This window comes from Caldicoprobacter algeriensis (assembly GCF_023838525.1).
GTDB classification, from domain to species: domain Bacteria; phylum Bacillota; class Clostridia; order Caldicoprobacterales; family Caldicoprobacteraceae; genus Caldicoprobacter; species Caldicoprobacter algeriensis.
Genome location: NZ_JAHUQD010000003.1, coordinates 152,656 through 166,505 on the forward strand (window position 1 = coordinate 152,656; position 13,850 = coordinate 166,505).

Annotated in this window: 11 protein-coding genes and 1 riboswitch; of the genes, 7 read left to right on the top strand and 4 right to left on the bottom strand. The window is 46.5% G+C overall.

All coding sequences use genetic code 11. The annotated features are described in order from the left end of the window. Positions 1–114: 114 nt before the first annotated feature. The 4 genes from thiH to KVG29_RS02965 all read right to left on the bottom strand — a co-directional run bounded on the left by thiH (position 115) and on the right by KVG29_RS02965 (position 3,748). The gene (gene thiH, locus KVG29_RS02950) at positions 115–1,218 is read right to left on the bottom strand and encodes a 2-iminoacetate synthase ThiH (RefSeq protein WP_252226377.1); all 1,104 of its coding nucleotides are present in this window, start codon (positions 1,216–1,218) and stop codon (positions 115–117) included. Positions 1,219–1,261: 43 nt separating this feature from the next. Next, positions 1,262–2,029, bottom strand: a complete 768-nt coding sequence (locus KVG29_RS02955; RefSeq protein WP_252226379.1) for a thiazole synthase — start codon at positions 2,027–2,029, stop codon at positions 1,262–1,264. Between the two features lie 6 nt (positions 2,030–2,035). Further along, complete coding sequence (gene thiS, locus KVG29_RS02960; RefSeq protein WP_252226380.1) at positions 2,036–2,236, bottom strand: sulfur carrier protein ThiS; 201 nt, start codon at positions 2,234–2,236, stop codon at positions 2,036–2,038. Between the two features lie 313 nt (positions 2,237–2,549). Further along, a riboswitch (TPP riboswitch) is annotated at positions 2,550–2,662 on the bottom strand. A gap of 438 nt (positions 2,663–3,100) precedes the next feature. Continuing rightward, positions 3,101–3,748: a hypothetical protein gene (locus KVG29_RS02965; RefSeq protein WP_252226382.1), complete on the bottom strand. Its 648-nt coding sequence runs from the start codon at positions 3,746–3,748 to the stop codon at positions 3,101–3,103. Positions 3,749–4,298: 550 nt separating this feature from the next. Here KVG29_RS02965 and KVG29_RS02970 point away from each other — a divergent pair. The 7 genes from KVG29_RS02970 to KVG29_RS03000 all read left to right on the top strand — a co-directional run bounded on the left by KVG29_RS02970 (position 4,299) and on the right by KVG29_RS03000 (position 13,768). Beyond that, positions 4,299–5,627 carry an efflux RND transporter periplasmic adaptor subunit gene (locus KVG29_RS02970; protein WP_252226383.1) on the top strand — a complete coding sequence of 443 codons (1,329 nt, stop codon included), beginning with the start codon at positions 4,299–4,301 and terminating at the stop codon, positions 5,625–5,627. A gap of 144 nt (positions 5,628–5,771) precedes the next feature. Further along, positions 5,772–8,840, top strand: a complete 3,069-nt coding sequence (locus KVG29_RS02975) for an efflux RND transporter permease subunit (RefSeq protein WP_252226385.1) — start codon at positions 5,772–5,774, stop codon at positions 8,838–8,840. 133 nt (positions 8,841–8,973) lie between these two features. After that, complete coding sequence (locus tag KVG29_RS02980; RefSeq protein WP_252226387.1) at positions 8,974–9,474, top strand: hypothetical protein; 501 nt, start codon at positions 8,974–8,976, stop codon at positions 9,472–9,474. 35 nt (positions 9,475–9,509) lie between these two features. After that, positions 9,510–10,451 carry an AEC family transporter gene (locus KVG29_RS02985; RefSeq protein ID WP_252226389.1) on the top strand — a complete coding sequence of 314 codons (942 nt, stop codon included), beginning with the start codon at positions 9,510–9,512 and terminating at the stop codon, positions 10,449–10,451. 106 nt (positions 10,452–10,557) lie between these two features. Continuing rightward, positions 10,558–11,781 (top strand): Gfo/Idh/MocA family protein, encoded by a 1,224-nt coding sequence (locus KVG29_RS02990; RefSeq protein ID WP_252226391.1) that lies wholly within the window; start codon positions 10,558–10,560, stop codon positions 11,779–11,781. Then, complete coding sequence (locus KVG29_RS02995) at positions 11,778–12,767, top strand: Gfo/Idh/MocA family protein (RefSeq protein WP_252226393.1); 990 nt, start codon at positions 11,778–11,780, stop codon at positions 12,765–12,767. Before KVG29_RS02990 ends, KVG29_RS02995 begins: the two co-directional genes overlap by 4 nt. 254 nt (positions 12,768–13,021) lie before the next feature. After that, the gene (locus KVG29_RS03000; RefSeq protein WP_252226395.1) at positions 13,022–13,768 is read left to right on the top strand and encodes an acyltransferase; all 747 of its coding nucleotides are present in this window, start codon (positions 13,022–13,024) and stop codon (positions 13,766–13,768) included. Positions 13,769–13,850: the final 82 nt, after the last annotated feature.

Below are 13,850 nucleotides of genomic sequence, written 5' to 3' on the forward strand. Positions count from 1 at the left end.
CTTAAGGTCAATATCGGATAATGTAAAGCTTAACAAGTTATCCTTTCCTCTGTCTCGTTAACGTTACAAGTCTTGCCATATTAGATTATGGAACTTTGCAAGATAATGCGTGTTTTATATCGCCTGCCAGTCTTTGAAGACCGGCTGAAACCCCTTGCTGTACAGCATATCCCTTATCTGTGCCACGCTCCTGGTATCGGCTATGTCAAACTGGCCGTCGCCTCTATCCTCGAGGGCATGGCTGCCTACTTGAGTGGAAGACCCCGCTGAAAGCTTGGTGACCCCCAGGCCTATCAGGTTATCCCTGAGCTGGGGCCTTTCCCTTGTGGAGATAGTAATGCCCGCCCTCGGCATGAACAGCCTTATGGCCAGCATGATCTGGACCAGGTCCTTGTCGCTGACAGGGGATCTGGGTGCAAAGTTCCCCAAATGTGGTCTTAAGCGCGGTAGGGATACGCTTATCTCTACATCGGGATATTTATCCTGTAGATAACTGGCATGCAGCCCGGTAAAAAAAGCCTCCTTTTGCCAGTCGTTCAGTCCCAAAAGTGCGCCTATGTTGACACAGCGCATGGAGGCCATGCACGCCCTTTCGGGAGCGTCAAGCCTGTACCTGTAATTCCTCTTGGGGCCTTTGAGGTGCACTTCCATGTACACTTTCTCGTCGTATGTCTCCTGGTACAAGGTGAGGCCATCGACTCCTGCTTCTATGAGCTCGGCGTATTCCTCGGTATCCAGGGGATACACCTCTATCGAGATGGAGCTGAAGTAATCCTTTAAAACCTCCACGCAGCTCTTTATGTATGAGACCGGCGTATGCTTTCGGGACTCGCCGGTTAAAATGAGTATGTGTTTGAGCCCTGTGGAGGCTATGGCCTCGGCCTCCTTTCTCACCTCATCCAGTGAAAGCTTTTTCCGGGCTATCTTATTTTTGCAGTTGAAGCCGCAGTAGGCACACTGGTTGACACAGTAATTGGAAAGGTAAAGGGGAGTATAGAGCAGGATCGCCCTCCCAAAGTTTTTGAAGGTAAGCTGCCTTGCTTTGATGGCCATGGGTTCCAGGTATTCTTTGGCCTTGTCGGATAACAGGGCCAAAAAGTCAAGGTCATTAAGCTTTTCCTTGCTGAGTATTTTCATTATTTGGTTGTCGGTTACGCTGTTTAAAAAGCCCTCAAAATCAAAGTTTTTGTATTTGAGATACACGTCGTAAAAGCTCATATCTCTACACCTCGAATTTAACACAATGGTTGTGTGTAAGGTTTTATCGCAGGAATCCGGTTAAAGGCGAAGAAGCTTCGGCATATTCCTTGACTACCCCCATGCCTGCCAGATAAGCCATTCTACCGGCTTTGACTGCCAGTGCAAACGCCTCTGCCATGGTCACGGGGTCATCGGCAGTGGCTATGGCGGTGTTGACCAGCACCGCAGCGGCGCCCATCTCCATTGCTTCGGCGGCATGGGAGGGCCTTCCCAGCCCGGCATCGACTATCACGGGAAGGTCGATCTCGTCGATCATGATCTTTATGAGCTCCCGGGCTTTCAATCCCTTGTTTGTACCAATTGGAGCGCCGAGGGGCATGACTGCGGCGGCACCTGCATCCCTCAACCTCCGTGCGGCTATTAAATCAGGGCTCATATAGGGGAGGACTATGAAGCCTTCCTTTGCCAGTATTTCGGTGGCCTTTATGGTCTCGTAGTTGTCGGGAAGCAGGTATTTGTTGTCATTAATTACCTCGATCTTTATCCAGTTGCTGCCGCAGGCTGCCCTTGCTATTCTTGCTATGCGCACCGCTTCTTCGGCGTTTCTTGCTCCCGAGGTATTGGGCATTATTATGCACCCTTCAGGTATGTAGTTGAGCATGTTTTCCTCTGGATAATCCAGGTTTACCCTCCTCAATGCAACGGTAACCACCTGTGCTCCCGAGCGGTTTATCACCTCGGGGATGACCCTATGTGAGGGAAATTTTCCAGTGCCTATGAAAAGCCGGCTTGAGAGCTCCTGACCGGCTATGACCAGTTTGTCATCCATGGAATATCAGCCTCCTCCAACAAATTTCAAGATTTCCAGGTTGTCGTTCTCTTGCAGCACTATGTTTGGCCATTCTTCTAATCTGACTATCCTGTAGTTGTGTTCAACCACCACCTTTTGAGGGTCAAGCCCTTTGTGCTTTAAAAAATCATGCAGTGTAATTCCCTCGTTTACCGTAGTTTTTTCGCCATTCACTATTATTTGCATTTTATTCCTCCTCTCTCAAAAATTGGCTATAATGTGTGACAAAACTACACAACCCCACCTTATGCCTTTGGAACTTTATAGCAATTATGTTTATATCTGAACTATCTGGTTTGCAGGCACTTACGCCTACCTTGTTGACGGCTTAAACGTGTTGGCTTGACGATGCTGCACCTAAAACCACCTTGCTTATCAGGAGTTTTTATGGATACTCACTTGGGATTTTAAAAGATGCATGTTACCAAGGGTGAAAGGAGAGAGGGGCATTGAACTGAAAAAGGCCTACCCCCATAGGGTAGACCTTTTTGTCGTGGCGACATGTCCCACAACGCTTCCCTACGGTGGTACTAACCACATCAGGTTCAAAGGGTTAAGAGCAGCCTTCTCAGCATGCCCTTTCTCAGCCTTTCGGCACCCCTAGCGTTGGTATCCATCTATTCGGTTTTATATAATTATACATCGAATGCTGGGGTATGTAAAGAACTTTTTTGGCTTGGGCGCATTTTCAATATATGAGGTAACATTTGCCAATACACTAAAATTAAGCACTTTGTGGTTGTCTAAAAAGTAAAAATGTTTTGCCTAGAAGTACAAGTGGTTTTAAAACGTTTGATATAACCTCGTTTGGTAATCATTTCTTCAAAAATATTAAATGCGCCCGTTCAGATAGTTCATGCTGGCCCAGCTATACGGTGAAAAAAATAATAGATTTTAGGCAGCACCTACGACATCGGCATATTCGGAAAGTCCTGATGAACACCAAAGGCCAAAGGCGATAATTACTGCAGCAATGGTGTGAATGCGGGGGGGGGGGTTACCAGCCACTTAAAGAAATTAACCCTGGTACACAACAGTATCGTTTTAAGATCAGTCATTTTGTATCCTCCTCCGTATCTGTCCCACCGTTCCATATCCCATCATCAGGCATAAAATTAAAACGATTCCCAGATTTAGCAGCAGCGATGTATGGGGAGAGCCTGTGGGATACATACCTTCTATCAGTACAACTATCCTCAGATATTGAGGAATACCTCGTCCGGTGGTAGCACGGTGAGCCACAAAATACAATACAAGCGGCGCTGTCACTGCTGTAAACTTATTTGGGATAAAAGTTGATACCCACATCGCCGCCACCGCAAACAGTACTGCAGAAAGAGAATAGTTGGTAATATAATAACACAGGTACTGTACCGGCTTACCTGCAAGCAATAAAGGTTCATAAGGGTCACCGGTAGTGCTTTCAACAAAGAGCGGCAGCCTGGTTCGCAAAGCAAACACGAACACGAGCATACCGACGGCCGCAGTCAAAAAGCCGGATATAGCGCTCACCAGAACTTTGGACACTGAATAGCTCCGTATGCCCGTCCGCACAATCCAGAATCTGACGGCACGCTCCTGCCATTCGGTGGCAAAGGTTGTCGCAAAGGGGAACAGCGGTAAAATACCTGCTATCAGAAACAGGCTTGCGGTTCCACGCAAATCTCCTTTCTTCCCTATTTGTTTAGGTAATAACAAATTTTTGACTGAAGTTTTACTACAAAATCCTCCTACCCTCTTATTTGTTAACACATATGTCACACCGTTAACAGCAAGAACGGCTATCCGGCTCAGGTCAAGTTCCTATCCTCTCTTTTTGGGTTCAAACCAAATAGCTTAAATAGATATGTATCTTGTTCGTATATATCGTTCTATTATAATAGAATGTATACAATACTGTTCTATTATAATAGAAAATAGTTGTCAATGGCAGGTTTGGTTAAACTCTCGAAATATTGTTTTTGTTTTTCAATTGAGTAAAGCCAATGTTTGATGGTATAATAAATAGCGTGGTTTTGGCTTGCTGGCTGACTTCTTAATTGAATATAGCTTAAAGAAAAAAACGGACAAAAGTCAAAAAACAAATTAAACTTCTTACGAGGCCACCACATCATAGGTGGATAGTAGTTCGTATGGAAATAATAGTATGATTTGCCTTTGAGGTGCCAAGGATGGATATAATAGATATAGTTCATCAACGAAAGGGGTATAAGGTGTGAAGATTAGGGTTAGTAAATTAATGCCATATATGGTGGTGCTGATTCTTTTAGCAGGGCTTGTATCGGACTGTACAGCGCTTGGAGGCCTGGGCAAAAAGCCGCAGGATGATCACCAAGAGGTTGACAGCCAAAAAGTGCCTGTCGAAGTGGCAACTGCTCGCGTGGATACCATCCAGAATATCAGGGAGTTTTCGGGCGTGCTTAAGCCCATAAATGAAGTAATGGTCATCCCCCAGATGCCCGGGAAGGTATCAAAGGTGCATGTGAAAGTGGGACAGCAGGTGAAAGAGGGAGATGTGCTTATAGAGCTGGAAGCCGGCGATGTTGAACAGCAGATCGCTCAGGCTCAGGCGGCATATGAGGCATCCAAAGCCTCGGTGGAACTGTCAAGAAGGAAGTTGCAGGACCTTGAATCTCAAAAGAATAGGCTTCAAGCTGAAATTGATAAGTTAGATAAGCAAATTGAGGAGATTAATAAGTCAATTAATGAGGCCAGGCAGGCCATTGAACCTGAGATTGCCAGGCTTGAAGAGATGCGCCAAAAAGGTGCAATTACTGATGAACAATTCAACGAGCAGAAGAGCAGGCTGGAGGAACATCTAAAACAGCTGCAGGATGGTCTAGAAAAACTGCTTCAGCAAAAATCGGCTTTAGAGAAGAGCAAACTAGAGATAGAGAGCGCCATAAAGTCCCTGCCTTATGACAGCAAGACGCTGGATGCTCAGCTCAATCAAGCCAAAATGGCTTTGGACGTCGCAAAAGGGGCAGCCGACAAGCTAAAGCTCCTCTCGCCGATCGATGGGGTGGTAAGCAGCTTAAGCGTACAGCCAGGGCAGATGGCGACACAGGCATCGCCGCCCGTTACCGTCATAGATATGACTGCCCTGATTCTTGATATACGCCTGTCCGAATTTGATGTGATGAAAGTTCAACCTAGTCAAAAGGTTGACGTGTATGTTGATGCGGCGGGTTCTCAGCAGGTGGAAGGCGTAGTTGAGTGGGTGAGCCCTTCTACCGATTCCAGGAGCCAGGCCTATGGAGTGAGGATAAAGATCGATAATTCGCATTCGCCTGGAAAGTTGCGTCCCGGCATGTTTGCACGGGTTAGCTTGATACTTGACAAAAAAGAGAATGCTATTGCGGTGCCCAAAAGGGCGATTGTACGGCAAGGGGATAAGACTTATGTGTTCGTCATTAAAGGTGGCTCGGTGGAGAGAAGAGAGGTAGAGGTTGGCATGGATGATGGTGAGAGGATAGAGGTCATTTCGGGATTGAAGAGCGGTGAGCAGGTTGTCATAAAGGGGCAGGCCTATCTCAAGGAAGGGGATGAGGTTAATATAGTGAAGGAGGAAAGTTGAAGGATGCTGTAGATAAGCAAAGTAAGCAAAAGCGCAGTTATAGCGTCATTTATTCAGGGCAAATATATCACGGGTGCAAAATGTGACCTCTGCAATAGATGCAATCAGACATAAAGAGTTAAAAATTCAGGAGGATGGCGTATTATGAACATTGCAGGATTGAGCATTCGCAGGCCTGTTACCACCGTCATGGTAGTGCTGATCGTGTTGATTTTAGGGTTTGTTTCGCTGACGCGGCTTAATGTGGACTTGTTGCCCAGCATAAATCTGCCCGTCATGGTGGTGTCGGTGCAGTACAGCGGTGCAGGCCCTGAAGAGGTTGAGAGCATAGTTACCCGGAACATCGAAAGCGTTTTGGCAACAGTCAGCAACCTTGAGTCCATGCGCTCGACTTCTTCCGAGGGCAGTTCGCTGGTGATCTTGGAATTTACGCAGGGCACCGATATGGACGTGGCGGCACTTGAGGTACGCGAAAAGCTGGACATGATAAGGAGTATGCTGCCGGATGGGGTGTCTGACCCCATAGTGCTCAAGCTTGATCCTAACATGCTGCCCATAATGAGCTTTGCCGTATCACAGGAGGGCAAGACCGACGAAGAGCTGCAGGTGTGGGTGGAGGATATGCTGAAGCCGCGCATTGAGCGCATTGAAGGCGTTGCATCGGTTTCAATTTTGGGTGCAAAGCAAACCGAGGTGAAGGTTATAGTTGACCCGGAAAAGCTAATAACCTATGGCCTGTCGATGGATCGCGTTGTGAGCGCCCTAAGGGCAGAAAATTTGAACATGCCAGGCGGAGTTGTACAGGATGGGCAGTATGACTTGCTGGTCAGGGTTTCGGGCCAATTTGAGAGCCTTGATGAACTCCTAAATGTACCTGTCGTGAGCTCTACTGGTACCACCTATCTGCTGAGGGACCTGGCACGGGTTGAAAAGGGTGTAAGGGATGGCAGACAGTATTCAAGGGTCAATCAACACGACAGCCTATCCATATCGGTTTACAAGGAGAGCACTGCAAATACCGTTCGCGTGGCTGAAAAGGTAAATCAGGAGATGGAGAGTATAAAGAAGTCCTATCCCGATATATCCGTTATGACCATAGTGGATCAATCGAAATTTATCAAAAGTTCCATTTCGGCTGTAATCAGCAATGCCTATATAGGTGCTATACTGGCCATTGCCATATTATTCATCTTATTAAAAAATATTACGCCTACCCTGGTTATCGCCGTGTCCATCCCCTTTTCGGTGATATCCACTTTTGTCTTGCTGTATTTCAGCGGTATCACCTTGAACATCATATCGCTGGGCGGATTGGCCTTGGGCGTGGGCATGATTGTGGATAACTCCATAGTGGCGTTGGAGAACATCTATCGAATGAGAGAGAAAGGCTTAAGTCCCATTGATGCCGCCGAAAAGGGTACTAACGAGATATCCATGGCCATAATTGCCTCCACTTTGACGACGGTATGCGTCTTTTTGCCCATCGTTTTTACCCAAGGTATGACGGCCGAGATATTCGGGGAGCTGTCCATCACCGTTACATTTTCGCTGCTGGCATCCTTGGTGGTGGCGCTTACCCTGGTGCCCATGCTGGCGTCCAAGCTGGTGACCCGCCAGGGCTTTAACAAGAAAAATGTTACTGTGGAGCGCGTGACAGAAAAATACAGGCGCATGCTGGAATGGGCCCTGGAGCACAGAAAAACGGTTGTGCTTATCACTGCCGTGGTTTTTGGTATGAGTATTGTACTGCTGCCTCTGGTAGGAGTAGAGTACTTCCCGGCGGTGGATCAGGGCCAGATAGAGATTGAGGTCAGGTTGCCTAGAGGAAGCAGTTTTGGTGAAACCCTGGAAGCCGTTCAGAGGGTTGAAAAGATGGTAAGCGAAATTCCAGAGGTTGAGATGGTATGGGCCAGTATAGGAGGGCAGCAGCTGAACGTAGGAATGGGGGTATCTGCTAGGGATCAAGGCAGCATTACGGCCGTATTAAAACCCGTTGGGCAAAGGGACAGGACCACGCAGCAGGTGGGCGAGGAAATAAGGCAAAAGGTCAAGGATATAGCAGGATGCCAGATACAGGTAAACACTGGTGGCGGGTTTGCTGGATTGGGATCGGGCATGATGGGGCCGCCTATATCCATCAGCATAAAAGGCCAGGACCTGGATGTGCTCCGAAAAATATCGGATGATATTGTGAGGGTAGTATCAAGCGTGCCGGGAACCCGTGAAGTGCGTTCAAGCTTCGAGGAAGGTCGTCCGGAGCTCCGCATAATCATAGACAGACAGAGGGCTTCGCAGTATGGGCTCAATGTCGCCCTGGTTTCGTCGGCTGTCCAAAGCCACCTGCAGGGAGTGGTGGCTACCAGATATAAGGAGGAGAGTACAGAGATCGATGTGCGCGTACAGCTCCCAGATGATGGCGTTTTTAAGGTGCAGGATGTCGAGAATGTAATGGTTACTTCACCTTTAGGGATATCGGTCCCCTTAAAGAGCGTGGCCAGGTTTGAGTATGCACAAGGGCCAGTAAGGATTGAAAGGCATGATCAGTCTCGCATGGTCACTGTAAGCGGCGATTATGAAGGTAGAAACTTCGGTGAGGTCATAGAGGACATTCAGGAGCGTCTGGACGATTATCCGCTTCCCGAAGGGTATTTTATAGAGTACGGTGGCGAACAGGAGCAGCTATCGGAGGCATTTGGCGATCTAAGGCTGGTACTGGTGCTAGGAGTGACCCTTGTATACATGATAATGGCTTCACAGTTTGAATCGCTGGTCCATCCGTTTACCGTTATGTTTACTGTGCCGCTGGCCTTCACGGGGGGTCTAGTGGGGTTGCTGATAGCTGGAAAGCCTTTGAGCGTGCCAGCCTTTCTTGGGTTTATTATGCTGGTAGGAATTGTGGTCAACAACGGTATCGTACTGGTGGACTATATAAACAGGCTTCGTGAAGGTAATGCCGATCTTAAGCGGGCAATAGTGCAGGCTGGGGCTACGAGATTGAGGCCGGTGCTCATGACCAGCTTGACTACTATACTTGGGCTTTTACCGCTTGCGCTGGGGTTTGGGGAAAGCTCCGAACTTCAGGTGCCTCTTGCTGTTACGGTTATGAGCGGACTGACGCTTTCTACATTTCTGACCTTGGTGGTAGTGCCTGTTATATATTCGCTTATTGACGATTTTGGCAGGTGGTTTGGCAGAAAATTGAGGTCGTTATAACATTAAAGGGGGTGGATGGAAGACAAGTTTCAAATTTACAAACCCCCTTTTTTATGTTATTATGGTGTTAAATTAGAATAATTTTAGGATGACTATTGGGTGAAAGTGTGTACTTTGCGCAGGGGGCGGGTGTTTGTTTTTGAATATAATGCTCAAGTTTATACAATATCTTGCAAAGAAATTTATCGCCATAGCGATTCTGATATGGTTGGCCGTGTTGGTTACCTTTACTGCATATGATTGTGCTAATATATATATTGTGGTTACTGAAGGGATGACTCAGAGGGCTACCGCAGTATTAGACGGTCGGGAAAATGTTGCCTTGAATAAGTTCTTCACTTCCTCTTATTTGAACTCTGATCCCTTATTAAACAACAATCAGTATGAGGATTTCATCATACAGGATTACAATTTCAAACTTCGTATTAAATGGTTGTGGGCATGGCCGTGGAGTGATTCAGCCAGGGTTGTCATTGAAGAAGAAATTCCTAGAATAGTTGTAAAGCCCAGAAGCCAGGACCAGGAGATCAAAACTCCCCCTCCGTGGCAGAATGGGGAGAAGATAATCTTGCTTCAAAAGCGAGCTGGGCTGTGGAAGATAGATGGAATAATATTTAAAAAGCCTCTAGAATAGAATGATTATGATAACTGAAAAGGAGCCTTACAGTTATGGTGGTTTTTGATGCTATACAGTGCGTTCTCAGCATTTTAGCTATGATCTCGATAGGTTATGTGCTCAGCCGTCGGGGTTGGTTTGATGAGCGCGCTTCCGAGCTATTCTCCAAGATGGTGGTCAAGGTGTCTTTGCCCGCTCTGATGATTTCAAATTTACTAACTACCTTCGATAGAGACACGTTATTTGAAGCGGGGATGGGCATATTCATACCCATGGCATGCATGCTACTGCTGTATGGGGCGGGGTTGGCGGTAGTAAAATTAATTGGTATACCACCTCAAAAACGCGGCGTTTTTTTGGCCATGTTTGCCTTTTCAAATACTGTGTTTATAGGGTTGCCGGTCAATATTGCGCTTTTCGGGGAGGAAAGCACTTCTTTTGTGTTACTGTATTATGTTGCCAATACGGTCTTGTTTTGGACCATTGGAATCAGCGGGATTCAACGCGATGGGATGAATGGCGATGCGCCTCCTATATCAAGCAGGTTCAGGAACTTTTTGTCTCCACCTTTGATGGGCTTTTTATTGGCCGTTTTATTGATACTGTTGGATGTCAAGCTCCCAAGGTTTGTTATGGACACATGCAAGTACATGGGCAACCTTACCACTCCTCTATCCATGTTATACATAGGCATTGTCATAAACTCCATAACGATGCAGGATGTAAAGTTTGATAAGGACATGTTTACCATATTATTGGGCAGATTTTTGCTGGCTCCATTGTTGATACTGGCTTTTATGTATTATTTGCCTTTGCCTGTTCTTATGAAAAAGGTGTTTGTCATACAGGCGGCAATGCCCACCATGACTCAGATAGCCATTGTGTCTCAGGCTTACAAGGCAGATTACAAGTATGCAGCGGCTATGGTTACGGTTACTACAACAGCTAGCCTTGTTTTTATTCCCCTATACATGTTTGCGCTGAGCAAGATTTAAATTAACGGTGTAGTTAAAATGTGTTGAAGAATAGCTAAATTATTTTATATATTGTGCAATCGTTTGCAAAAGTTTAAATATATGCTTTTGTGGAGGGATGATGAAAATGTATAACGATAATCAGGTTTCTATTGTGCTAGTGGGCATCGGGGGATACGGAAATATATACGTCGATGCACTGCTTAGTAATCTTGATCGAGGTGACTTTAAAATTGTAGGGGCGGTTGACCCTAGGCCGGAAGGATGCCGCAATCTGTACAGGATTAAAGAGATGGGGACCCCCATTTTTTCCTCAATGGAAGAGTTTTATGCCAGCTTTAAAGCCGATTTGGCCATTATATCAACCCCTATTCATTTTCATTGCAGTCAAACATGTTATGCTCTATCCCAGGGGAGCAATGTATTGTGCGAAAAGCCGGTGAGTGCAACCATTCAGGAAGCTCGACAGATGATGGAGGCCAGGGATCGTGCCGGGAAAATCGTTGCAATCGGCTATCAATGGTCATACACCGATGCCATACGCGCCCTTAAAAAGGATATTAAATCGGGTTTGTTCGGCAGGCCCAAGAGGTTCAAAACGATCGTGTTGTGGCCCAGAAATCGGGATTATTACCGTCGTGGTTGGGCTGGTAAACTGCGGGATGCGGAGGGAAGATGGATACTGGACAGCGTCGCCAACAATGCGACAGCTCATCATCTGCACAACATGTTTTACGTATTGGGCAGGGAAGAGGATGAGAGTGCGAAGCCCGCCCAGCTTACGGCGGAGCTCTATCGCGCCAATGAAATTGAAAACTTCGATACCGCTGCCGTCAGGATTTTTACTGAAGAAGGCGTAGAATTGCTTTTTTACGTCACACATGCCGTTGTTGAGACCGTGAATCCCACTTTTTGCTTCGAGTTTGAAAATGCAAGGGTGGTATATGGGCCATTAGAGGGCAAAGGCGACAATATATTAGCTGTATTTAATGATGGCACCTGCAAAGTTTACGGCAATCCCGAAAAAGAAAAGATAAAGAAGCTGTGGATGACTATAGAGGCGGTTAAGGGTGTACAGCATGTGGTGTGCGGCATAGAAGCGGCTACTTCTCAGACCCTGTGCATCAACGGCATGCAGGAGGCTGTGCCGCGTATACCTTATTTCCCTGGAAATTTGATCAAGTATGACGAAGACACAAAAGTAACCTGGGTGGAAGGGTTAAACGACGTTTTGAAGAGATGCTATCAGGAATGGAAGCTGCCGCATGAAATTGGCGTAGAATGGGCTAAAGCCGGAAAGACAATGGATTTAAGGGTATATCAGTATTTTAAGGGGGATGATATAGGATGAAAGTCGTCATTATAGGCTCAAGCGGACATTATAACTATGCAATTGAAGGAATAAGGGAGGATAGGGATGTTACTATTGTGGGAGTAGCCCCGGGCTCGGAAGGGGAAGACGTAAGCCCTGCTTATCGAGCGGCGTGTAAGATAGGGCATGCACCCAAGGTATATGATAATTACAGGATCATGCTTGATGAGGTAAAGCCCGACATAGCAGTGGTCAACTGCTTTTTCGGTCACCACGCCAGAGTCACAATGCAGGTGCTTGAACGGGGAATACACGCCTTTGTGGAGAAGCCGGTTGCCATTACCTTCGAGGACCTAGAGCAGCTTAAGAAGGCCCATTCTCGTTCAGGTGTGCACCTTGCAGCCATGTTTGGAATACGGTATTCTGCCCATTTTATTACGGCGTGGAACCTGGTGAAAGATGGTGTGGTGGGAGAGATACGGCTGATGAATGCTCAAAAATCGTATAAACTCGGCCAGAGAAGCGATTTTTACAAATACCGCTCAACTTACGGGGGCACCATTCCATGGGTAGGGAGCCATGCCATTGACTGGCTTTACTGGTTCAGCGGCCAAAAATTCGAATCGGTTTTTGCTTCGCATTCTACCAGGTATAATCGGGAGCATGGGGACCTTGAAGTGGCGGCGCTGTGCCACTTTACCTTTTCCAATGAGGTGTTTGGTTCGGTAAGCATAGATTATCTACGTCCCAAACAGGCGCCTACCCACGACGATGACCGTTTGCGCCTTGTGGGCACCCGCGGCGTCCTTGAGGTAAGAAACGGCAAGGTGTACCTGATAAACGATGACATAGACGGAGTCAGGGAAGTTCCGCTTCTGCCCAAGCAGAACATATTTATCGATTTTTTGAAGCAAATAAGGGGAGAAGGCGAGTGCCTGGTTACTGCTAACGATTCCTTCTATGTGACCGAGGCGTGCTTGAAAGCTAGGCAGTCGGCAGACGAGGGGAGAGTGGTATATTTCTGAATACAACGTTTTTTATGTTAATTTTCTAAAGTCTATGCGTTATATGCTTGTACAAAAGGTAAAAGGATGTTAAAATAGAGTTAGTTGATAAGCGCATTGTTGTTGAGATTATATGGTTTACAAATCAAAGTAGGGTTAGTAGTAGGAATAGTATTAGCAGTAGAAGTTTGCTAGTATCTTAACTTTATTTGTGTTCAGCGGAGCCCACCTATCTAGCTGAGAGAGCCGGTACATAAGGTAGGAAGGGTGAAATTATGTACGATAATGGAATGGAAACTGGAGCTCGGCATAGGTATAGTCCATGGTGGGAGTTCCGCTGGTTTAAAGAGTCGAAAATAGGAAAAATATGGAGGATTATTTGGAATAATCCAAAGCTCATTTTCAATGCCATTTATAGCTTTTTTGTGGGCCTGAGGCTTTTTGGGATCAAATTCTATAAGTTTCCGATTATCGTTGATGTGGGAAGCAAGATCAGGAAATCACGTAAGTCCAGGTTGCAGATAAATGGGCGGCTATATTTAGGTGGAAGATACATTGGCGAGCAGAGCGGTAATGCCGCTTATTTGAAGTTAGCTAGAAATTCAACTTGTCACATAGAAGGCAGAGTGAAGCTGGGGCCAGGAGTGCGAGTGATTGTGGAGCCGGGTGCCAGCTTGACTATAGGAGACAACACCTATATAACCGCATCATCGGTTATACACTGTGCAACCAACATTAGCATTGGAAAGGACTGCGCCATTGCGTGGGGTACAACCATCCTGGACACCGATTTCCATACCATTATCTACGAGGATGGAGAGCAGAATTCCATAAGCAAACCTATAAAGATAGGGGACAAGGTTTGGATAGGGTGCAATTGTACTATTTTAAAAGGGGTAACAATAGGCGATAACTGTGTGATTGCCGCCAACTCGCTAATAAATAAGGATGTTCCGCCAAATTCTCTGGTGGCAGGCAATCCTGCAAGGGTGATTAGGACGGGCATCAGCTGGCGCGCGTAAGTTGAGGCAGATAGATACGAGCGATCCATTTAATTGACGATTCTGATATTTGACGCATAATCAGCCTTGGCTGTGTAAGATA